Here is a 22,603-nt window from a genome sequence, read left to right on the forward strand (position 1 = left end):
TAACATGACAATCTTTTTTTACAAGACATTTTTTTTAGAAAAATCCCATAGTTTCTAACGTGAGGAACCGATTATTTTTAGATCGGCTATACCTATGCAAAAAGCCGCGGTTTCATGCGGCGGTAAAGCCACCCGTTCAATAAGAAAAACCAGCCTGTCCCCCCGGCATGAAGCAATATTTTCCGCGCCAAGTTGCGGACACTTCTCTGTTTTTGGACTTTCTGGTCGGCCAAGTAGATGCCAATCAGTCCGCGGTTCACCATGCGATGAAACGGCGCATCGGGGAGCTTGACGATACTTCGGTCGGCTTGTTTCATGAAATGAATAAACCGTTGAAACATCATCTCTTCACTTTCATAAAAGGAACAAAAATTCAAATCGCCTCCGGCCCGGTCCTCATCCTGGTCAATAAAATAATCCAGTAAAATATGTAAACCTTGCACCCACGGAAAATAACCGTTCTTTATTTGCCCAGCTAATTCTTCCATATTTTCAGCCGCCGCCGCATAAGCGACCAAACAAAAAATGCCGAGTGTTGAGCCCGAACATGCGGAAAATTCATACCACGTCATCTCCGGTAAGTGTGGTTTATGGGTTTCAAACCAATCCGTAAGCCGCCCAACCCTCTCTTCCACGGCGACATGCTTATGAACTTGTAAATCGCAATAGTATGAGGCCAGTTCGTGCAAATACGGCTGGATCACTGGTAATGATGGCAAAGTCTCTAAAAATTTTTGACACGTCTCAACTAATGCGGATAGATACCCACCATCATCGCGGTCCTCTCTTTTCTCATAATATTGGTGACGTGAACCGGGAGTTAACGCATCCATCATCGAGGCATGCAGCAGCCGAAAATCATCAGGGTCTTGGGAGGTGCTGCGGTCGCAAAGATTATCCAAGTAATCACTGATGGTTTGGTAAGCGACGATAAAAGAAATGACTTCCTCTCTCCGCTCTTTCGCGAGCAACCCATAAACAGCGCCGCCCTCACAATGAAACGTTTTTGTCCTGATGCTTGCAAGCGCCTGTTTTCTTAATTCCTCATTTGGGATGGCATCCGCAAAAGCCGTCCAATACGCAAGCTTTTCTTTTACGGTCGGTAAGACATCGCGATAGATCGACTTCATCAAATGCCAAGGATGTGTCGGAACGGTCATGGCGGTCCTCCTCGTGCCTAAAAATAGGGCTGTATTTTCTTTAAGGCCTGTTGGAAAACCTCTTCTCTTTCAGGTTCATTAAAAATTTCATGGTAAAGTCCCGGCCATTCTTGATAGTCCTTTTGTTTAATGGGGAGTGCATCGAACCATGCCTTGACGGCCAATTTGTTTACAATTTTATCATTCCCCGCTTGGAAGATAAATAAAGGCACATCCGGAAAAAGGGGCATTCGCGCCTTTGCCAAATCCATCGCCTTTTCCAATTCAAAATACCAGCGGATGGAGATTTTACGAACCATCCATGGATCTTTGGCATCCTTCTTTAAAATTTCTTTGTTTCTGGTCGCCAACCGATTGCCCGATGGTCCCTTTATCGTCACCATGAAAGCCGGCATGATCGTATTAAGAGGTCGGACCATTTTAACCAACCATTCCGGCGGCGGAAAAACAAGACCGAGACAGGGTGACGAAAGCAAAACAGCCCGAGGGCTAAGGGACTTTTCCTGTAATGTACGAATCACAGCTAGCCCGCCTAAACTATGCCCGAACACTAATATAGGTAATTGAAACGCTAAAGCGGTTTTGAACCATTTTTCTACGGCCTCAATGATTTCATTAAAGCTATCGATATGCCCCCGTTTGCGTGGGTTTTCTCCCTGACCAGGCAAATCGCCAGCGACAATGTGAAAGCCTTTCGATAAAAATTTTCTCCGGAGCCATTCATACCTACCGTGATGTTCCCCTGCACCATGAACCATAACGACAACGCCTCTCGGATGCTCTGCCTTTGTTCGCCACACCCACACAGCCGATCCCCTCCCATACCTTAATGTCATTCTGAACCATTTCTTATTATATGTAAATTCCCCTTGATGGAACGATACTTATAAGAAAACGCATGGCTGAAGGACTTCGCTTTAAAAGGAGTGACAGAAATCGAGGCATTGGGGTGACTAGGGTGACGTCACGCATACAATTTAGTAATAGACGTGTTCGTTTTCGGAAAGGGTGAAAAAAGGCGTTTGCCGAATCAAGTGACAAACGCCTTCATTTATTCTCTTACAACAACGCTTCTTTTTTCAAAATCTCAGCTTTATCGGTGCGTTCCCATGGCAAATCGATATCCGTGCGCCCAAAATGACCGTAAGCAGCCGTTTGCTTGTAAATCGGGCGGCGGAGATCAAGCATTTGAATAATGCCAGCTGGGCGCAAGTCAAAATGCTTGCGGACGAGTTCGACGAGTTTTTCTTCCGAGACTTTTCCAGTGCCAAAAGTGTCAATCGAGATCGATACCGGTCGGGCAACACCGATGGCATAAGCGAGTTGGACTTCGCACTTATCGGCCAAGCCACTAGCGACGATATTCTTTGCGACATAACGGGCAGCATAGGCTGCGGAACGGTCCACTTTCGTCGGATCTTTACCCGAGAAGGCTCCGCCGCCATGCCGCGCATAACCACCGTAAGTGTCAACAATTATTTTCCGTCCCGTCAAACCGGCATCGCCTTGAGGACCGCCGATCACAAAGCGACCAGTCGGATTGATAAAATATTTCGTTTCCGAATCGATGAGCTCGGACGGGACAATCGGTTTGATGACATGTTCTTTCACATCTTGTTCAATTTGCTCATGGGTCACTTCCGGATGGTGCTGCGTGGAAATGACGATCGTATCCACCCGAACAGGTTGATCGTTTTCATCATATTCTACCGTTACTTGCGTTTTGCCGTCCGGACGCAAATACGGAATGATGTTGTTTTTCCGCACTTCGGCCAATCGGCGCGCTAATTTGTGAGCGAGCGAAATCGGAAGCGGCATAAGTTCCGGTGTTTCATTGACCGCAAAACCGAACATCAGCCCTTGGTCGCCTGCACCAATCGCATCCAGTTCATCCTCGGTCATCGAACCTTCGCGCGCTTCTAAGGCTTGGTTTACGCCTTGAGCAATATCAGGGGATTGTTCATCGATCGACGTCAACACCGCACATGTATCGGCATCAAACCCGTATTTGGCTCGGTCATACCCGATTTCGCGAACCGTATCCCGAACAATGGACGGGATGTCCACATACGTTGTCGTTGTCATTTCGCCGGTGACGAGCACCAAGCCGGTATTCACCGCCGTTTCGCAAGCGACCCTGGCATTCGGGTCATTTTTTAATACGGCATCTAAAACGGCATCGGAAATTTGGTCACATATTTTGTCGGGGTGCCCTTCTGTCACTGATTCTGACGTGAAAAGGCGCCTCGATGTTTGTTTACCCATATTCATCCTCCCAAACCTAAAAGTAATCCTTAGGGGTTCGGTAAGTCATTCTTTGCAGGACTCACCATACAATGTTTAAAAAATCAAAAGGAGCCTGTTGTTCAGTCCTGCATCTGAATATATTTTTGTAACCCCGGCTATTCTATCATGTGCATCTCATGGAAAAAATGAACCTAACACATTATGATATAACATGCTTTTTCATAAAAAGCAAAGAAATGGTTGTATTTTAATACAATTTCTCTTTAGTATAAGAAGTAAGGAATTTTTTTATTGCCCATTTTCAAATCGTCGTCACATATCACCCATAATTAGTATGGACTATATAATAAAATATGTTATACTAATTCGTGTAACCAATGTCGAATACTTCATTTGGGCCTGACGATGGATGAAACAATTCTTAAAAAGGAAGGTAATCCGATGAAGACTGTCCCTTTCTCTTCCATTTTGGATGTACTAAAAAAGGAAAATACGCACGTCAATTTGCCAGTCCCGCACCTGGTCGAAAAGGCTCTCAAGAAAAAAGAAGGGGTTTTAACGGAAACAGGTGCTTTGGCGGTTAGCACTGGGAAATATACCGGAAGAAGCCCCAACGATAAATTTTTCGTCAAGGAACCCGAGACGGAGGCCGCCATTGACTGGTCGATCAATCAAGCGACGACAAAGGAAGTTTTTGATAACCTTTATGCTAAGACGATTGAATACCTCAATCGGCTGGATGAACGGTTTGTGTTTAAAGGCTATGCCGGTAGTGATCCGAAACATCGCCTGCCCATTCAAGTCATTAATGAATACGCTTGGCATAATCTTTTTTCCCGGCAATTATTCATCCGTCCAAGCGATGAAGAAGCAGCGAGCCTCGTTCCTGAATTTACCGTCATATCCGTACCTGGTTTGATGGCCGACCCGAAAACCGACGGTACGCATTCTGAAGCGTTTATTCTCATTTCCTTTGAGAAGCGGACGGTATTGATTGGCGGCACAGAATATGCCGGTGAGATTAAAAAATCCATTTTTACCGTCATGAATTATTTACTTCCGAAAAAAGGCGTTCTCTCTATGCACTGTTCCGCCAACGTCGGAAGTGAAGGCGATGTCGCTCTGTTTTTCGGCCTATCCGGAACCGGAAAGACGACGCTGTCGAATGACCCGCAACGCAAACTCATTGGTGATGACGAACATGGTTGGTCGGACAACGGCATATTTAACATTGAAGGCGGCTGTTATGCGAAAACGATCCATCTATCCGCCGAAAAAGAACCGCTCATATGGAATGCGATCCGCTTTGGTGCGGTGCTCGAAAACGTGATCGTCCGCGAACCTTCTCGGGTCGCCGATTATGATGACAACCAATTAACTGAAAACACGCGGGCGGCTTACCCAATCGAACATATTCCCAACATCGTCAAACCAAGCGTGGCCGGCCATCCCAATACCATACTATTTTTGACAGCCGATGCGTTTGGCGTTCTTCCGCCAATCAGCAAACTGTCGAAAGAACAAGCGATGTACCATTTCTTGAGCGGATATACGAGCAAATTGGCTGGTACAGAACGCGGTATTACTTCACCGCAAGCGACGTTCTCCACATGTTTCGGGGCACCATTTTTACCATTGGAAGCAACGGTCTATGCTAATATGCTCGGGGAAAAAATCGAACAGCACAACGTCGATGTCTTCCTCGTCAATACTGGTTGGACGGGTGGCGCTTACGGAGAAGGTGAACGCATCAATCTTTCCTATACACGGGCGATGGTACGCGCGGCGATGGAAGGCGAATTGCATGATATCGAAACCGTTCAAGATCCGATTTTCGGCTTGAACATCCCGGTTCATTGCCCGGGCGTTCCGGATCATGTGCTTGAGCCTAAGAAAGCATGGAAAGACCCGGAAGCCTATGACCGAAAAGCCAATGAACTCGCGGCTAAATTCAAAGAGAATTTCAGCAAGTTCCCGAACGTTTCAGCGGCCATAAAAAATGCTGGTCCTCGATAAACGTTGAAATCTAAAGAAAACGAGTCTATAAAGCTCACCTATATAAAAAAGCTGGCACTGATTTTTCAGCGTCAGCTTTTTACTTTTGCGGCTGGGACAGCGGTCGGTATTTCCGTATATATTGAAGGCTGAGCGAGAGGACATCATCGCGCATCATAAATGAAAACTTTGGGTTATCTTTAATATTTCTTGGGATTTCCTCAAGAAACAAAGGTCCGTTAGTTTCTAAATAATGGGCTTTTTGTTCGATGCGGTCGATCGTTGCAAAATAAACGTTTTTGATGATGGATCCGCTTTTACCCTCCACTTTATATTGTCCGATATACGCAAGTTCGGCAACTATGGCCCCCGTTTCTTCGTATACTTCACGTCTTGCCGCTTCCTCCGCCGTCTCGCCGGGCTCCACTTTTCCTCCGGGAAATTCCCATCCTCTTCGGGGATGCTTGGTCAAAAGCCATTGATCATGGAAACGACAAATGACCCACACGTGTTTTGGATGAGTGGAAAAAGGGTGATCCTGAAAAGAATACGTGACGACGTTCCGATAGTAATCCGTAAAGACAAAAGATGATTTCATATGATCCATCCCATTCCGTGCTGAATCCGTGCGGTCGGAAAGTGCCTGTCACTATTGTATATAAGTATGAAAGCTTTTGTCCAATCGCTTCACCCGACTAGCCAATGCGATTTTGCTTCTTCTGTTCAAGACGGCGCCACTCATTTTCGAGCTCGGTCAGTGTGTAAGCCTTCAATTCTTCTTCCCGCCCCGCATGCTCGTCGGTTGCCGAAAGCAGCTTAATTAAATATTTTTTTCTCGCTTCAACCGCCATTCTAAGTATATTTTTCCGTTCCATATGCCCCACTCCATGGCCTTTTTTCTTTATTCTTTCCGTATTTTTATTGGAATAGACGGTCTTCTTTGTAATATATGAGACAATCCATTCGAAGGTGATGAAGCGTCTTTCCCTGAAAGTGAAAACGAATCGGAAGGGGCAGGTTTGGCTAATCTAAACATAAGAAATAAAGGATGAGGGATGACCATGGAGAAAAAGAAGTACTATGTCAGAGTGGGAACGGGTGAAGTGCTGCCCGACCCGACGTTATCGGAATGGGAATTTGAAATTTTGGCAACTCCACAGGAAGTTCATGAACTAAAAGATTTATTGGAAATGACCGATGATGAAGCGTTTATTAATTACATTAAAGCTCATGCACCGTTCCAAGAACTAGAGGAAAACATCCCCTATGATAAAAAACTGGAAACCGTCTACCGCTATCTTTACGAACTTGGCACCGAAGAGACAAAGGCGCATATTCGATCGATGGGGTTTATCGAACAATGAAAACACACTTCGCCTTAACAGTAAAAAAAATGTTTTTTATAGGTTTAAAAGTTGGCAAAAAAGGGTAAACTGAGAACAACCCTAACCCCAACACACTTTCATCCTTCCCGTCCTTGTGACGGGAACTTTTTTCTTTTGAATTGAAAGGTTTTCACTCTCCCCGCATTATCACCATTGACGTCACCCAGTCATATAAATAAGTTATGAAAAGTGAGACAGTGAAAAAGCTGAGCCGTCCCAATCCTTAACAGAGGCGTCTTACGGCATGCCTAATTGATCTGGCGCATGTCGATGGGAATCACTCTGAATCCCCTTGTTCTTTTCTCTAAGTGTATGACTCTACGCAAATTGGGATGACATTTTGAAAGGGGCAGCTATATGAACCCGTTCTTTAATCCTGACCAGCTCAAAACCTATATCGAAAATATGCAAAAACCATTTCTCCAAGGGATGCCCTTTAAACCGGAAGACATTCAAAAATACGTCATGGATACCGTCAGTCAGTTCATGCCGGATTTCCTCAAAAACGATAATATCGCTTTTAAACGAACCCAACCGGAATCCGAGGTGCAAGTGTTCGAAACGCATGATTTCGTCATCGCCCGCATCCCCACGCGTTTTGACAGCAATTTGCGCCCAAGACTTTCCATGGATTCTTATCACTTGTATGTCAAGGGACTTCCTGACCGCAATGAGGAATTAAAGCTTCAACTTCCCTGTCCGGTCAAGCCTAAGTACGCCAAAGCGGAATATAAAAACGGCATCTTGGAAGTGCGCATGTTAAAGCAAGGTCCAGAGGCAACGAGGGAAATTAACATCGATGAATGGCTGTGAGGTTTTCTTTCAGACACGCAACCAAGGTGTTTGTCAGCCCGAAATCGAAATGGCCGATAGATCCTATCTAACGGCCATTTTGTCATCTCATAGCTTCCCCCCTTGGCTGACTGGTGAATGGATATCGAAAAACCCCGCATTGATCTCGTTCATTTGCCACACGCTTTTCCCTAACACTATAATGATGATAACGACACTCGGCTCTATCAGAAGACAGAGCTTTAGTTGACCATATGCTATCTGAAAATTGATAGACTTTCTTACCAGAATAAAAACATACCAAGGAGAAACAGGCATGAAGATTGCACAGTTGTCAGCCAGTGAATTAATAAACTTGTATCGAAAAAAAGAACTCTCTCCTGTTGAAGTAACGGACGAACTCTTCCGTAAAATCGCCGCTGAAAATCCGTCACTTAATGCTTTTGTCACCTTAAATGAAGAGGAAGCGCGAAAACGCGCGAAAGAAGCCGAACACGCCTACATAAAAAATGTCCCCCGTCCATTAGAAGGCGTCCCCGTCGCCATTAAGGACTTAACCAATACAAAAGGATTGCGGACGACTTACGGGACTCCGTTATATAAAAATCACATACCGGACCGTGATGCCACCGTTGTTCACCGGCTAAAAGCAGCAGGCGCAATCATCATGGGGAAAACGAATACACCGGAATTCGGATATAAAGCGACGACCGATAATCCACTGTTTGGGCCAACACGCAACCCTTGGCGTTTGGACACCAATGCCGGCGGGTCAAGCGGCGGTTCGGCTGCGAGTGTTTCCGCAGGGTTTGTTCCGCTCGCTGAAGGAAGCGATGGCGGTGGGTCCATCCGCATTCCCGCTTCCCTCTGTGGGATCTTCGGCTTTAAACCGACTTTCGGGAAAATTCCCTATGACAATCATCTGAACAGCGTCTTTAGTAACCACGAACCTTTTGTCCATTACGGGACGTTAACACGAAACGTCACAGATTGCGCCTTAATGTTTGATGTCATCAAAGGATATGCCGACACGGATCCATTTTCTCTGCCAAACGACTCCGTTTCAGCGGTCGAAGCCATCAAAACCGACGTCCCTCGTCAAGTGAAAATCGGATGGACTTTGGACTTCGGCATGTTTCGCGTGGACGACGACGTCAGAAATGTATTCCTACAAGCCATTGACCAATTATCCGCAGCAGGTTTTGACGTCAGAGCTGTCGACATCCACTTTGGACAAACGTTACGGGAGTACATGGATGATTTTGTCCGGCTGTGGACGGCGGGCCTTGGGAGTTTAAAAGAGACGGCTGACAAACATCCCGACATCTTTTCCCCCGGCTTAATGACCATGATCGAAAAAGGGAACGAGCTAACCGCCGTCGAATACAAGAGACTGGAAAGCTATCGTGCCAACGTCTGGCATACTTTGCAGGCGCTCTTCCGGGATATCGACATCTTATTATCACCAACCTTGGCGGTCCCGGCCGTCCCGTGGAATCAGGAGGGACCGGACGAAATTAATGGCCAGCCGCTTGAAGCCCAAGATGCGGACTGGGTGATGACGCAAATGTATAACCTGACCGGGCAACCGGCCATCTCCATTCCGATTGGATTGACAAAAGAGGGGCTTGCGGTCGGCATGCAAGCTGCCGCCGCTCGTTTAAATGACGATCTCGTGTTAAAATTCGCCAGAACTTACGAGCGTTATTTTCCGACTTTAAGCGGCGCGGTCAACGGCCGTCGCGGCTCTTCTGTGAGAAACTAAAAAGGGTTGTTGCGCAATCTGCGCCTCGAATCCCCAATATCTAGTGGCTTGCCGACGTTTCTGCCGCCGATCAACCGAAAAACGTTGCGCTTCTCTTTTTGCGCAACGTTTTCCTTTAGTGCTTGTCCTATTTTTTTATCATTGTCATAAATTTAACGTTTTGGTCAGTTGTAAAGGCACCTTTCTCCATAAACCCCAGTTTCTTATAGAGATGGATGGCCCTTTTATTAAAAATGGCCACAGTCAACCGAATCGGTACACCCGGAAATTTTTCCTGAATACAGTTTATGATAAAGTTACAAAACGCCGTTCCTTTACCTTTGCCCGTATATTTCGGGTTCATTCCAAGCCCCATGTCCACCATCGGTTCCTCATATGCCCCGACGGCATGGCCGCTCGGCACCTGCGCGGATTCCCCGGTACAAAAAAAGCCAAAAATCTCTTCATCCGTTAAAACAGCATCATACGACCCATTCAACAATTCATTCAATGTGTCTTGATTAAGGTTACTATTGTAAAAGTCATATGGGGGGTCGTATTTCCACTTAAGAATCTCCTTAGCCAAGGCCTCATTCATGTTTCCTATTTTAAAATTTATCATTTGATGCATCATTCCACTCTGTTTTTTAACGTCCCAATGCCGTCAATCGTCGTTTCGAGGATATCTCCAGGTGACAAGGGCCCTACCCCTTTGGGCGTCCCTGTAAAAATGATGTCTCCCGGCTCTAAAACCATGACATCCGTAACGGCCGCGATGATTTTTTCAACAGTATGAATCATATCACTCGTATGGCCGTCCTGCTTCAAAACCCCGTTTTGTTTCAATTGAATGGAGAGTTTTTGCGGTTTTACCGCCGTTTCGATAAACGGTCCGATAGGTTTATAGGTTAAAAACGATTTCGCTCGCATAAATTGGCCGTCTTGTTTTTGTATATTGCGATCCGAGACATCGACACCGATGGTATAGCCGAAAACGACGCTTGACGCCTCTTCCTCTTTCACCCGGTAAGCCTCTTTCCCAATAACGATGACTAATTCCGCTTCGAATTCGATCTGATGATCGGGCTTGGCCAACTGAATCGCCTCTTCCGGCCCGATGATAGAACTTGGGGAAACCATAAACATTAACGGATCTTCGGGCAGCGCATAACCTAATTCTTTCGCATGTTCTTTGTAGTTTAAGCCAATAGCGATGATCTGCTTCGGAAGAACCGGGGCCAAAACTTTGACGGCATTTAAATCGTGAATCCGGTCGGTCGGTGCGGAGTGCGGATCAAGGAATGGTCCAGTCAGTTCAATCACTCGGTCCACATCGACCATACCATACTTCACATCACCATTGATTAAGAAACGTCCATACTTCAATGGTCTACCCTCCCATCAATTTTCTAAGGCATTATAACCCCATTATAGCGGTTTCCTTCGACAGTTAAAACCAACTGCTAATCACAGGGTATCTTATCGTTTTACGATTCACACTTTTTGCACTAATATTAAAGAAAAAGAATGGAAATGAGGGAGACTCATGCAAGAACCTGTAGGCGAGTGCCGGGATTGCGGAAAAACCATCTTCTGTGACGGCGGATTTCTTTGCGGGGTCGTTTTGGAAAACCACGAATTGCGCTGTTTTGATTGTGATGAAAAAGCGAAAAATGAAGAACAAGCTTAAAGTCGTTATTTAGTCGATTTTGCGCGCTGTTTAGCATGAAAAGCAGGTAAAAACATACCACTTTTTGGAGTGCAACCAGCGCGAAAGCAGCTACACCCTAAAAGATGGAAAATGCGGCAGGTTCTTTCGCCCAGCCGCACTTTTTATGGTCAAATCATTTAACATTGAATCTCCGCCGCTTTTCCTTGCCAATGAGAAAGGCGAGGAACGTATATACGCCGACACGGCTCGTCATGTCCCGAAAATCTTGTTTGGGGTCAATTTCGACGATATCGATCGCCTGTGTTTTTTCTTGCCCACCTAGCCATTTGACGGCCGCAAATAAATCGTCCGTCGTCATGCCGCCTGGGCTGATGGCTGGGCATCCGGGGGCATAAGCTTGATCGAGGACATCGATATCGACGGATAAGTAAACGATGTCCACGGCTTTCGCCAATTTTTCATACGCCTCTTTGACTATCGCCATGACCCCTTTTTCTCTCACATCTTTCATTGTATAAACATTCACGCCGTGCTGTACGGCATAATCATAATACACGCGGCTGTTGGCAAAATTGCGGATGCCAATTTGGATAAGATGTTCCGGTGCTAGTGTACCTGATTCAATCAGCCCGCGAAAAGGTGTGCCGTTCGATGGTCCGCCGTCTTCCCGATTTCTAAGATCGTGGTGAGCATCAAACTGAATGACACCGACGGTCTGGCCTTTTGCTGCCTTAAAACCGCTAAGCGCGGGACAAGTGATGGAATGATCCCCTCCTAAAATGATCGGGATCACATCCGGATTGGCGCAAACCACTTGTTTTATCGTAGAGGTAATGCGCGTGTGGCATTCCCGTACGTCTGTCACGTGCATCAAAATATCCCCAAAGTCGACGATAGGCGTCTCCGCCAGGTCAATGCCATCTTCCACCGCAAACGTGGCGGTATTTTTAAAAACCGCCCGCATCACCTCCGGAGCAAAAGCCGCTCCAGAATGGCTAATGGAAGGTTTTGATAAAGGCACGCCGATGAGACCATAGCCTTGAAAAGGTTCACCGTTCCACGCCTTGAGCCGTTCACCGAACTTCGTAATGCCTGTATCTTTAAAAACAGCTTGCCCGGCTGGCCTAAGGTAAAGCAACTCCGATTCGCTTTTCATAGACACATATCCCCTTCCTCAGCCACGGATCCGCTTTGCATACACGCATTTCCCCTTTTTCAGCACTTGATAAGTATGATTGATGCCATAGTGGTATGGAATATAGTGATAATTTGGCGCGTCCCAGATGACCACATCGGCCGCTCGACCCACACGGATTTGACCGGCAACCTCGCCCCTTCCTATGGCAAAGGAGGCATTGATGGTCACCGCATGCCAGATTTCTTCTGGCGTCATCTGTAGTTTTAACATCGCTAAGCTCATAATCAACTGAATATTTTCCGTGACGGAGCTTCCTGGGTTAAAATCGGTGGACAGCGCGACGGCCGCGCCGCTATCAATCAGCTTCCTCGCCGGGGCATAAACATCTTTTCCTAAATAAAAAGTGGTCCCCGGTAAAAGCACGGCAATCGTGTCACTTCCGGCAAGACGACGAATGCCTTCTTCACTTATGGCGACAAGGTGGTCAGCGGTGGCAGCCCCTAAGTCGCAAGCCAACTCCGCACCGCCGAGCGGATCGATTTCGTCCGCATGGATTTTCAGCCCAAACCCTGCCTGTTTAGCTTTTTCTAGAAAGTCCCGGGATTCCGCCACCGAAAACACGCCGGTTTCGCAAAAGATGTCCACAAATTCCGCTAAACCGCGCGCCTTTAATTCAGGAAAAAGCTCTACCATCTCTTGCAAATATCGGCCGCTTTGTCCTTGAAACTCTTCAGGGATGGCATGGGCGCCGAGGAAGGTCGAGACGAGATCGACGGGATGTGTTTCATTTAGTTCTTTGACGACTTCTAATTGCTTGATTTCTGTTTCTTTATTCAGCCCGTAACCGCTTTTCGCTTCAAGGGTGGTCACGCCGTAACTTAAAAACCGGTCTAAATGTTTTTCGGCTTTTAGCTTCAACGCCGCTTTCGTTGCGTTCCGCGTCGCCCGGACAGTCGATAAAATGCCACCGCCTTGGCGTAATATTTCTAAATACGGCACCCCTTGGAGCTTTAACGGGATTTCATGTTCCCTGGAACCACCAAAAACGAGATGGGTATGCGGTTCAATGAGCCCCGGGGTGACGAGGCGCCCTTCGGCATCGATGACTTCAGCACTTTCCAAATGGGCGGCTTCCGCATCTTTTCCCATCCAAGCGATGACGCCATCTTTAATCGCAAGGGCTGCATTTTCTAAAACCGTTAACTCCCGCATCTCCGCCCCTTTTTTCGGACGGTCACTCTCCATTGTCAAAAGCTGGCCGATGTTTCGAATGACAAGATCAAACGCTTGCAAGTTTTAAGCCTCCGTTTCCCACATCGGAATCCGCACGCCTTTTTCCTTAGCGACTTTCTCGGCGTCTTCATAACCCGCATCGACATGGCGAATGATGCCCATGCCCGGATCCGTCGTCAACACTCGGGACAACTTTTCATCAGCACGCGCCGTGCCGTCAGCGACAACGACCATACCCGCATGAAGGGCGTACCCCATGCCGACACCGCCTCCATGGTGGAAGGAAATCCAGCTTGCACCAGCAGCGGTATTGATCAGCGCATTCAGCACCGCCCAATCGCCGACGGCATCGCTTCCGTCTTTCATGCCTTCGGTTTCACGGTTAGGTGAGGCAACGGAACCGCAGTCCAAATGATCTCGGCCGATGACGATCGGAGCTTTCAACTCGCCTTTCCGAACTAATTCATTTAAAGCGAGACCAAACTTTTGCCGTTCTCCGTAACCGAGCCAGCAAATTCGAGCGGGCAAGCCTTGGAAAGCGACTTTTTCTTGGGCCATTTTAATCCAGCGAATGAGGCCTTCATTTTCGGGGAATAACTCCATAATCAGCCGATCCGTGCGGTAAATATCTTCCGGATCTCCTGACAGAGCTGCCCACCGGAACGGGCCTTTTCCTTCACAGAAGAGCGGTCGAATATAGGCGGGCACAAATCCGGGGAAGTTAAAGGCGTCTTTCACTCCTTCGTCTTTTGCCACTTGCCGGATGTTATTGCCATAATCAAAAACAACCGCGCCGCGTTTTTGGAATTCAAGCATCGCCTCTACATGTTTCGCCATGCTTCGACAGGCAAGCTTAACATATTCTTCTGGCTGGTTTTTCCGCCATTCCGCTGCTTCTTCAAGCGTAAAACCTTCTGGGATATAACCGTTCAGCGGGTCGTGGGCGGAGGTTTGGTCTGTGACGATGTCGATTTTCACCCCCCGCCGAAGCAATTCATGATGCACGCTTGCGGCATTGCCGACAAGCCCAATCGATAAAGGCTCTTTTGCCTGAACGGCAGCCTCCGCCCACGCTAGTGCTTCTTCAATGGAATCGGTCATGCGATCACAATATTTCGTCTGCAGCCGTTTTTCAATCCGTTTCGGATCCACTTCGACGGCAATCACGACACCACCATTCATGGTGACGGCTAGCGGCTGCGCACCGCCCATGCCGCCGAGACCAGCCGTTAATGTCAATGTTCCGGCTAAGGAGCCGCCAAAATGCTTTTCCCCGACAGCTCTAAACGTTTCATACGTACCTTGTAAAATGCCTTGACTGCCAATATAAATCCAGCTTCCGGCTGTCATTTGTCCGAACATGATGAGCCCTTTTTTCTCAAGCTCATGAAAATGTTCCCATGTCGCCCATTTCGGCACCAAAACGGAATTAGAAATGAGGACTCTTGGCGCCTGTTCGTGGGTTTTAAAAACTCCGACGGGTTTTCCGGATTGAACGAGCATCGTTTCATCATTTTTCAAAGTCTTTAAGGTTCTGAGAATCGCCTCAAAAGCATCCCAATTGCGCGCCGCCTTGCCGATGCCGCCGTAAACCACTAATTCATCGGGTTTTTCTGCGACATCAGGATCCAAATTGTTTTGAATCATGCGATAAGCGGCTTCCTGCTCCCATCCGAGACAATGCAGCTCCGTCCCGCGCGGGGCACGGACGATTCGGCTTTTATTCATTGACTTCCCCTCCATTGACCATCATATGGGTTTTATTTTCAAATTTTAATAAGGATTCCCATTCATCATCCAAAAGCCATGCCGCGACGCGTTCAACATCATAGGAAAACACGCGATCACCGTTAAAAGCCGGCGTAATAAGCCGTCCCTTTTCATAAATGGCTCGCGTCCTCGGCGCCATTTTATCAACATCCCGAAATTCCAAAGCTTGCATCGCACATATGAGTTCGATAGCGAGCACGCGGCGGACATTTTGCACGATTTGATAACAATGGCGGCTCCCGATCGTGCCCATGCTGACGTGATCCTCCTGATTGGCCGACGATGGAATCGAATCGACGCTCGCCGGGTGAGCAAGCGTTTTATTTTCTGACACCAAAGAAGCGGCCGTATATTGGAGAATCATCGCCCCTGACTCGACGCCAGGATTTCGGCTAAGAAAAGGCGGGAAATCGTTCAGCTGCGGATTGACGAGGCGCTCAATCCGGCGCTCAGAAATATTTGCTAACTCCGCCGCGGCGATTTTGAGAAAATCAAGCGCCAAAGCAACGGGCTGTCCGTGAAAATTCCCGCCTGAGATGACCTTTTTTCCGTCATCAAAAATCAACGGGTTATCAGTGGCGGCATTCATCTCAATCGTTAATACTTCTTCCACATAACGCATGGCTCTGAGTGATGCCCCATGGACTTGCGGAATGGTGCGCAATGAATAGGCGTCTTGCACTCTTTTTTCCCCTTGTTCGGTGACAAGCGCACTTCCTTGCAAAAGGGCGCGCATGCGTTTGGCGACTTCTCTTTGTTCTTCATACCCCCGCGCCCGATGCACATCATCATCGAAGGCGGTGATCACACCTTCCAATGCTTCCATGGTTAAAGCCGCGGCCGCCTCCGCCACTCTGCTCAGCCGGGTCAATTCAACCAGCGCAACAGCACCTTGAGCAGTCATCGCCTGCGTGCCATTAATTAATGCGAGACCTTCTTTAGCAGCGAGCGTCAACGGCTCTAAGCCGCACGTTTTTAGCACATCCGAAGCCGGCTGCCTCTCCCCTTTGTAAAATACTTCCCCTTCACCGATTAAGGTGAGGGCAAGATGAGACAAAGGTGCCAAATCCCCACTCGCACCCAGTGATCCTTGTTGCGGAACGACGGGATGAATCCCGAGATTTAAGAAGTCTAGAAGTCTTTCAATGATAATCGGCCGCACGCCAGAATACCCTTTAAGAAGGGCATTTGCCCTGAGGAGAAGCATGGCGCGGCTTACGGATTCTGAAAACGGCTCGCCGACACCGCAAGCATGGCTGCGAATCAAGTTTATCTGCAGCGCCTCCACTTGCTCGCGGTCTATCGTGACGTCACTCAATTTGCCAAAACCTGTTGTAATGCCGTATACCACTTTCTGATTTCGAACAATGTCTTCCACGCTTTGACGGCTTTTCGCCACCCGAGCCATGCTTTCAAGTGAAGGGGCAACGCGTTCAAAGCCGAAGACGATTTTTTTGAAAGACGATAAGGTTAAATGTTCTCCATCCAAAATTATCAAAAGGTTTCACCCACCTTATGGTTTTCCCGAAAAACAATAGGGGCCGCATAACGTCAAGCGTTATACGACCCCCTCATGCCTAATGACTCTGGGTCAGTCATTTTTATTCATATGTGATTGATGCCAAGCCCGATCGCTTCATGTTCTAAACCTTTGACCGGTGCGCCAATCGTGCCGTATAAAGCAACGGCAATCCACTCGCCTTCATCCCCTTCAATGTAGGGGTTTCCGCGAACAATCGAGAATTGCAAGCCGACCGTACGCAACAACGTCCCGAATTGGTTATTGCCGCGAGACACACCGCTTAGCGCTTCTAAAATGGCATGATACAAAGCATGGTTTTCTCTATATAAATCCGGCCGGACAATGCCATTGTTTTTGGCAGCCGTCTCAACGGCCGCGACGATTTTCTGACTATCCATCGAGCCGACTTTCCCTTTGCAAAATCTCCAACCTAATTGAAGAAGTTTTTCCGGCAAGGTCTCACGCCCAAGAAGTAAAAGCAGAAGCGCTTCTTTGCCGATTAGATGATTACGGTCAAGCGGCATGGTTTCACTCTTTTCTAATAGCTAGTGACTAATTTTATTGTATCCGTTTTCAAAAGGTGCTGTCAACGACGATCCCCTGTCAAACCTAACTAATGGAAAAAAATCCGCTTGATGGCTGGTAAAGTGTCATTGCCTAAAATGAGCATCGTAAGCGCCCAAGGAAATATACCAATAAAAGTTAATAGAAAAAAGAGGCTGGGTTTAACTTTTGTGACGCCAGCGACATAAGAAATATAATTTCCGACGCCAAACGGCCGCGTGATGGCTATACTCCAGATACCATATTTGTGAAACCATTTTTTCGCTTTTTCAATGCTCATCCGGAACTTCCGGGGTAGTGCAGACTCCAATTTATAAGCAATTGAATACGGAATGATACTCGCTATGCTGTAAAACAAGCTCATCCCCATCGCGATAAAAACCGTCTCAAAGAGGTTTGCGGGTAACAAATAGCCATAGGCTAACACCACAACAATTCCCGGAAAAGGTACCGATGCCCCTTCAAGAAACATGGTTAAAAACAATCCAAATAAGCCAAATCCACCTAACCAGTCCAGTACGTTATGCATCAAAGGGAACGTCCTTTCCGCTTTTCTTTTCTCTCGCGCTTTTTTCAGTATATAACCCCGAGTCCGTTTCTGACAATGAGGGATTTTCAATCCAATCAGTATGATGAGCCAAAAATCAATCTTCTCTTAAATCCACTAATGGCATTTTCTGTATTTTTCTCAATTTGTAAACCTATGACTCTTAAACTGTGACGAAAGTCTCATGGACAAAACGGTTAAAATGGTATAAATTTACTCTTAACAAACGAAAAAGAAGGGGAATTTATGAGATTCAGAGACTTCCATATCAATATTAAAATCAGAATCATTGAAACCTTCTTATCCCGAACGGTGAGCGGAATGGTCTTTCCTTTTATGACGATTTACCTTGCCGCTCATTTCAGTGCAAAATTAACTGGCATATTATTATTGATTAATGTCATGGTGGGTGCCGTTGCCAATTTTATCGGCGGATATTACGCCGATCTTGTTGGTCGTAAGAAATTATTAGTAACAGCCGAAAGCCTTCGCTTTATTGCCTTTGTCGTGATGACCTTATCTAACTCACCTTGGTTTGAACTTCCGCTTCTCACCTATTTTATGATGGTCATGAATACCATTTGTTGGGGTTTATCCGCTCCCGCCGGCCAAGCCATGCTGATTGACGTTTCCACACCTGAACAAAGAAAATATATGTTTTCCTTGTCATATTGGGCGATCAATTTCTCGATTGCCATCGGATCGATCCTCGGCGGATTTTTCTTCAAGTCTTATTTTTTCGAACTGTTAATCATCATGACGGCAACATCCCTCATCGTTTTATTGATGCTCGTATTATTTATTAAAGAGAGTTTGGTGCGCCAAGCGGTGGAAGATTCTAGCCATTCGGTAAAAGGTCTCTTTTCCGCTTATAAAAGGGTGATTGGAGATCGTCTATTTATGGTGTTCTTCCTTGCATCAACTTTAATTCTCACGATGGAAATGCACTTAACGAACTATATCGGCATTCATCTGAGTCAAGATATGCCAAAGCAAATGTTTTTGTCACGGATGATTGACGGCATTAACGCGCTTGGGATTTTAAAAACGGAAAACACCCTTTTAGTCGTTCTCATTTCCGTTTTGGTCGTCAAAATCATATCGCGATTCAAAGACCGAAATGCGCTTTTGTTCGGATTGGTCCTATATGTTGTTGGCTATAGTTTATTGTCCTATACAACGAACATTTGGTTGCTACTCATTCTCATGATTGTAGCGACGATTGGGGAAGTCGTGCGCGTGCCGATAGAGGAAAGTTATATGGCGATCATCCCACCGGAAGATGCGCGCAGTGCCTACATGGCCGTTAACGGGCTTGCATATAATGTCGGCTCCATCGTTATTTCGTTATTTGTCACAATGAGCGCCTACCTGCCACCGTTTTGGATGAGTGTTGCTATTTTCTTCGTTGGCACCATCGGTTTTGGTTTCTTCGTCATGATACTCCCGAAATTAGATGAAAGAAAACAGGAAGCTGAACAAGCCTATCAAACCGTCTCATGAAAAGGTGAAAAGCATTGGAAGTTGACCGAGCGCATTTTGTCCGGTCAGCTTTTTTATTTTTACATTGGGAGATGGATGGTAAAAATCTTTGATGGAAGCATGTTTTTCCATTCCTAATGTCGCTGGCTAGTGCTTCCTGATGAGGGCACTTTTGGTTTCATATCGTATTTGGTGTATAATAAGGGCAACATATATGAAGGGGGACCTTTAAATGGCCTTTAATCGAAATCAACGGGAACCAGTCCCAGAAGCTGAAACGACGGTGTGGGCGTGTACAAATGAGGATTGCTCCGGTTGGATGCGAGACGCTTTTTCTTTTGAAAAAGAGCCTAAGTGCCCCTTATGCCAATCCGATATGGTTAAAGAAACGCGCATTTTGCCTGTGATTGAGTAAAAATCCCAAGTAGAAGTTGATCAATGTTTTAATCTTTTCCCGTTTGATAATGCGCATATAATTGCATCATTAACCTTCAGAGCTGACTTAAAGTGAGCATTTACTCAGTTTTTTACACTTATGAACAAACAAAAAAACTCACGCATGGACTGTTTGCGTGAGTTTGTGACCGCGGATAACTTGGGTAAAGAAAACCTGGCATTTATTCCATCAGCCGGTCTGACCGCGCATTTCGAAAACCCGGAAGCCAACTTTCAGGCTGGTTTACCGAGCGTAAACGGGGGGAATCGGCATCAAAGCATCCATCCCCCAAATTTTCATTCACCTTTTTTGATCATGTTTTTAATGTCTTCCATTAAAGCGGCATTATTGAGCCGAATCAGTTCCTTCAATCCGTCACGAAGTCGTTCGACATCAATAGTGTCACCTTGTTTCAAGACGTATTGAACAACAATTCTTTCTAAGTCGGCTTGCGATATGCCGTATTCTTTTTCCATCTTCGTTCATCTCCTTTATGACAATAATATCGTAAACAATTCGCGAAAAAATTTCAAAACAAAAGATGTGTTACGGTGGATGAATCGTAAATCTTGGGAAAAATGACTGTGATACAGGTCATTGAGAAGGGATAAAAATCGACAATTTTCCCAATGCCATAAACCGCAAATCCATGATATGATATAGACATAAAGTTCAAGGATTTCAGTGAGTAGGCTAAGTTTCCGTTACCAAACGGAAGCCCTAACCCCAAACTTGCCGATGGCTTGTTTCCGCCGGGTTTGGATGACCCCCATCTCGCGGAAACCCGACAAGCCAGCACCTGAAGAACCTTGAATCTTGTGACCCCCTATTTAATCCCTATTTTTTCCGGACGAGTTCCCCCGTCCGGATTTTTTTTATATACGGAATGGTCAAGCCATCATAAGGCTTTGTCCCAACGATGGGGTGCTGTGATGGCACGCTTTTTTTATGAAAATGCGCTGTGAATGTTTTCTTTCTAAAGTTTGCGAAATTTTATCAGACTTCCACACAAGGAAAACGTTGCGCGGAAACCAAAAACGGAACGTTTTCCGCTTGCAGGCTGGTGTTAATTTGCACGGCATCCCGATATTAGGGAAAAGCAAACGTGATCATTAGCTCTGAGCGAGTTAATTAAAGGGATTTATGGAAATCTACATATTTCCTCCGTCTAAAGAAACAATAAAAACGGAGGTGTCAAAATGGCGAGGGAAAAGAAGCTGCGGGTGAATGCGGGAAAAACGGCATCTTCGGTAAATCCACAGGGTTTGTCGGAAGATGTCGCGGATCAACAGCCGCGATCCCAACTCGAACAAAGGGCGAAAAAGAAAAATACAAAAATTTAACTGCGGTCGAGACGGCCGCAGTTTTTTCAATCTGTAAAGGAACAAGGAAATTCCCCTTTTTACACGTCGGTTTGCAGAGAACCATCATCTCACAGATATAGAACCCCTTATTCTACGAATACCGCAAGGCCTGCCATCAAGGGTTTACGCAACATACTGGCTGCCTTTACAGGTGTACGAAACTTGTCCCATCGTGTACAATCAACATAGACTGCCATAGTATGGAGGACAGATATGTTTGACCCAACCGTATTCGATAATCTCAAAGTTGTGTTAGAAGGCGCCATCTATGATCTCGATTTGAAAGGCCAAACGCAAATCATTGACCGTTCAGACCTCGTGGATTTGGCAAAATTGACGCGAACGTACAGCATTGCTTTAGGTAATAAACATGTGGAAGGGCTGATCGAGCTATCGACGGATGCCGAAAATTGGTCGGGAGAAATCCTAGAAACGGGGACCGATTACCCGTGCCATTTATTTTTGCAATTTTACTTGCGCATCAACGACATCGATCGCGATTGCGCAACCATTAAATTCCGCATCAGTCAAATCTGGCGTGCCTACAAACCGAAAATCGAACAGCAAATCACATTCGTTTATAATAATACAGAACCCTCCATTTTTCACGACCAGATCAGTTTAACTTTCAATGAAACCGTCAACGAATCTTTTATCGCGGAAATTCCTCAACTCCTTCACCTCATTTTAGAAACAATGACTGCTCTGGAAGACCTTGTGTCTTAAACATAAACATAGAAAACGGGTGCTCACTTTGGAGTACCCGTAATCTTTTTAGCCATCCGATACATGGGATAACCACCGATGTTCTCCTCTGCTAAGAGATAAAACCCATTTTTTTCATAAAAACGGAGTGCTGGCTTATTCGTCGTTGAAACCCTTAGGTGATATTCGTCAACACCTTGACTTTTCAAAAAAGCTTCTGCCCGTTCGATTTGCAGACGCCCATAACCTTTTCCCCGATAACCAGGTTTTAAATAAAATAAATCAACATAACCAATCCGTTTGCCCATGTACGTCACAATTTCAACTTCAAGCTGGCCGACCGGTTCTCCATCATGTTCCATGATCAGAAATCCGTCCGGAAAAAACAGCGTTTGAAAAGCCATCCATGCCAAGTAATGATTCGGGCTGACCACGTCATCCGTTGTACCCAGGCTGACTTTAAAGGAATCGCGCCGAAACTTTAACAAAGTCTCATGGTCTTTTTCAACGTTGATCCGTCGAAAAGTAAATGCCGCAGACATCATACTCCCCCATTTATGACCTCGTTAATATTGTATAGGTCAGCCCGGAAACGGTGAGAAAAAGCGGCAAATACCCTTCGAACCTTGCTTTTTTTGGAACGATACCGCCGCTTTTTTCGGTTTTACCATCGGGAATCGGATGTTTTCTGTCAGCTTAATTAAATTTAACATCGAGAATCGGAAGTTTACCGCTAGTTTTTCAGTGTTTACCCACTGACTTTGCAAATAAATGTTTTTAAACGGTAATGTAAATAAAATTTTACAAAAAAGGTATTTTTTATTAGACATTTATAAGAAAAACTCCT

At 46.1% G+C, this 22,603-nt stretch carries 24 protein-coding genes; 9 read left to right on the forward strand and 15 right to left on the reverse strand.

The window, feature by feature from the left end; translation table 11 throughout:
* Nucleotides 1-92 precede the first annotated feature (92 nt).
* From H532_RS0109995 to metK, 3 genes are all read right to left on the reverse strand, one after another.
* Complete coding sequence (locus tag H532_RS0109995) at nt 93-1,160, reverse strand: tetraprenyl-beta-curcumene synthase family protein (RefSeq protein ID WP_027725372.1); 1,068 nt, start codon at nt 1,158-1,160, stop codon at nt 93-95.
* 17 nt (nt 1,161-1,177) lie between these two features.
* Nucleotides 1,178-1,966, reverse strand: a complete 789-nt coding sequence (locus tag H532_RS0110000) for an alpha/beta fold hydrolase (RefSeq protein ID WP_245566446.1) — start codon at nt 1,964-1,966, stop codon at nt 1,178-1,180.
* A gap of 253 nt (nt 1,967-2,219) precedes the next feature.
* Nucleotides 2,220-3,425, reverse strand: a complete 1,206-nt coding sequence (gene metK, locus H532_RS0110005) for a methionine adenosyltransferase (protein ID WP_027725374.1) — start codon at nt 3,423-3,425, stop codon at nt 2,220-2,222.
* Between the two features lie 423 nt (nt 3,426-3,848).
* Here metK and pckA point away from each other — a divergent pair, with 423 nt between their 5' ends.
* On the forward strand, nt 3,849-5,423 hold the full coding sequence (gene pckA / locus H532_RS0110010) for a phosphoenolpyruvate carboxykinase (ATP) (protein WP_027725375.1): 1,575 nt from the start codon (nt 3,849-3,851) through the stop codon (nt 5,421-5,423).
* 79 nt (nt 5,424-5,502) lie between these two features.
* Here pckA and ytkD read toward each other — a convergent pair whose 3' ends face one another.
* Nucleotides 5,503-6,000 carry an RNA deprotection pyrophosphohydrolase gene (gene ytkD / locus H532_RS0110015; protein ID WP_027725376.1) on the reverse strand — a complete coding sequence of 166 codons (498 nt, stop codon included), beginning with the start codon at nt 5,998-6,000 and terminating at the stop codon, nt 5,503-5,505.
* Between the two features lie 97 nt (nt 6,001-6,097).
* On the reverse strand, nt 6,098-6,277 hold the full coding sequence (locus tag H532_RS0110020) for a hypothetical protein (RefSeq protein ID WP_027725377.1): 180 nt from the start codon (nt 6,275-6,277) through the stop codon (nt 6,098-6,100).
* 186 nt (nt 6,278-6,463) lie between these two features.
* Between H532_RS0110020 and H532_RS0110025 the strand changes: the two genes are divergently transcribed.
* From H532_RS0110025 to H532_RS18495, 3 genes are all read left to right on the forward strand, one after another.
* Complete coding sequence (locus tag H532_RS0110025) at nt 6,464-6,766, forward strand: hypothetical protein (protein ID WP_027725378.1); 303 nt, start codon at nt 6,464-6,466, stop codon at nt 6,764-6,766.
* A gap of 378 nt (nt 6,767-7,144) precedes the next feature.
* Entirely contained in the window at nt 7,145-7,600 is a 456-nt protein-coding gene (locus tag H532_RS0110030; RefSeq protein WP_027725379.1) for a hypothetical protein, read from the forward strand.
* A 295-nt stretch (nt 7,601-7,895) separates the two neighbouring features.
* Nucleotides 7,896-9,344, forward strand: coding sequence for an amidase (locus tag H532_RS18495; protein ID WP_038112111.1), 1,449 nt, complete (start codon nt 7,896-7,898; stop codon nt 9,342-9,344).
* A gap of 127 nt (nt 9,345-9,471) precedes the next feature.
* Here the strand turns inward: H532_RS18495 and H532_RS0110045 are convergent, their stop codons facing one another.
* A complete protein-coding gene (locus H532_RS0110045; protein WP_245566447.1) occupies nt 9,472-9,945 on the reverse strand; it encodes a GNAT family N-acetyltransferase in 474 nt (157 codons plus the stop codon).
* Nucleotides 9,946-9,953: 8 nt separating this feature from the next.
* Entirely contained in the window at nt 9,954-10,709 is a 756-nt protein-coding gene (locus H532_RS0110050) for a fumarylacetoacetate hydrolase family protein (RefSeq protein WP_027725382.1), read from the reverse strand.
* 160 nt (nt 10,710-10,869) lie between these two features.
* On the opposite strand from H532_RS0110050, the gene H532_RS20615 reads away from it, so the two are divergent.
* Nucleotides 10,870-11,013, forward strand: a complete 144-nt coding sequence (locus tag H532_RS20615) for a hypothetical protein (protein WP_169721029.1) — start codon at nt 10,870-10,872, stop codon at nt 11,011-11,013.
* Nucleotides 11,014-11,167: 154 nt separating this feature from the next.
* Here H532_RS20615 and hutG read toward each other — a convergent pair whose 3' ends face one another.
* The 6 genes from hutG to H532_RS18500 form a co-directional block, all read right to left on the reverse strand.
* The gene (hutG, locus tag H532_RS0110060; protein ID WP_038112113.1) at nt 11,168-12,151 is read right to left on the reverse strand and encodes a formimidoylglutamase; all 984 of its coding nucleotides are present in this window, start codon (nt 12,149-12,151) and stop codon (nt 11,168-11,170) included.
* Nucleotides 12,152-12,169: 18 nt separating this feature from the next.
* Nucleotides 12,170-13,378, reverse strand: coding sequence for an imidazolonepropionase (gene hutI / locus H532_RS0110065; RefSeq protein WP_051263257.1), 1,209 nt, complete (start codon nt 13,376-13,378; stop codon nt 12,170-12,172).
* Between the two features lie 51 nt (nt 13,379-13,429).
* A complete protein-coding gene (hutU, locus tag H532_RS0110070; RefSeq protein ID WP_211231966.1) occupies nt 13,430-15,094 on the reverse strand; it encodes a urocanate hydratase in 1,665 nt (554 codons plus the stop codon).
* Nucleotides 15,087-16,634: a histidine ammonia-lyase gene (gene hutH / locus H532_RS0110075; RefSeq protein WP_027725386.1), complete on the reverse strand. Its 1,548-nt coding sequence runs from the start codon at nt 16,632-16,634 to the stop codon at nt 15,087-15,089. The genes hutU and hutH overlap by 8 nt, the downstream gene beginning before the upstream one ends.
* A gap of 107 nt (nt 16,635-16,741) precedes the next feature.
* Nucleotides 16,742-17,182 carry a histidine utilization transcription antiterminator HutP gene (gene hutP / locus H532_RS0110080; RefSeq protein ID WP_027725387.1) on the reverse strand — a complete coding sequence of 147 codons (441 nt, stop codon included), beginning with the start codon at nt 17,180-17,182 and terminating at the stop codon, nt 16,742-16,744.
* A gap of 89 nt (nt 17,183-17,271) precedes the next feature.
* On the reverse strand, nt 17,272-17,751 hold the full coding sequence (locus tag H532_RS18500; protein ID WP_051263256.1) for a DedA family protein: 480 nt from the start codon (nt 17,749-17,751) through the stop codon (nt 17,272-17,274).
* A 264-nt stretch (nt 17,752-18,015) separates the two neighbouring features.
* Here H532_RS18500 and H532_RS0110095 point away from each other — a divergent pair, with 264 nt between their 5' ends.
* Together H532_RS0110095 and H532_RS0110105 are read left to right on the forward strand one after the other, a co-directional pair.
* A complete protein-coding gene (locus H532_RS0110095) occupies nt 18,016-19,272 on the forward strand; it encodes an MDR family MFS transporter (RefSeq protein WP_027725388.1) in 1,257 nt (418 codons plus the stop codon).
* 211 nt (nt 19,273-19,483) lie between these two features.
* Nucleotides 19,484-19,666 (forward strand): cold-shock protein, encoded by a 183-nt coding sequence (locus tag H532_RS0110105; protein WP_027725389.1) that lies wholly within the window; start codon nt 19,484-19,486, stop codon nt 19,664-19,666.
* Between the two features lie 317 nt (nt 19,667-19,983).
* On the opposite strand, the gene H532_RS0110110 is transcribed toward H532_RS0110105, so the two are convergent.
* Nucleotides 19,984-20,163 carry a hypothetical protein gene (locus H532_RS0110110; protein WP_027725390.1) on the reverse strand — a complete coding sequence of 60 codons (180 nt, stop codon included), beginning with the start codon at nt 20,161-20,163 and terminating at the stop codon, nt 19,984-19,986.
* Between the two features lie 723 nt (nt 20,164-20,886).
* Here H532_RS0110110 and sspL point away from each other — a divergent pair.
* Together sspL and H532_RS0110120 are read left to right on the forward strand one after the other, a co-directional pair.
* Nucleotides 20,887-21,030 carry a small, acid-soluble spore protein L gene (sspL, locus tag H532_RS19920; RefSeq protein ID WP_081412420.1) on the forward strand — a complete coding sequence of 48 codons (144 nt, stop codon included), beginning with the start codon at nt 20,887-20,889 and terminating at the stop codon, nt 21,028-21,030.
* Between the two features lie 234 nt (nt 21,031-21,264).
* Nucleotides 21,265-21,777 carry a hypothetical protein gene (locus H532_RS0110120; protein WP_027725391.1) on the forward strand — a complete coding sequence of 171 codons (513 nt, stop codon included), beginning with the start codon at nt 21,265-21,267 and terminating at the stop codon, nt 21,775-21,777.
* A 23-nt stretch (nt 21,778-21,800) separates the two neighbouring features.
* Here the strand turns inward: H532_RS0110120 and H532_RS0110125 are convergent, their stop codons facing one another.
* Entirely contained in the window at nt 21,801-22,298 is a 498-nt protein-coding gene (locus H532_RS0110125; RefSeq protein WP_038112116.1) for a GNAT family N-acetyltransferase, read from the reverse strand.
* Nucleotides 22,299-22,603: the final 305 nt, after the last annotated feature.

The organism is Tuberibacillus calidus DSM 17572 (assembly GCF_000430685.1).
In the GTDB taxonomy this organism is placed as follows: Bacteria; Bacillota; Bacilli; order Bacillales; family Sporolactobacillaceae; genus Tuberibacillus; species Tuberibacillus calidus.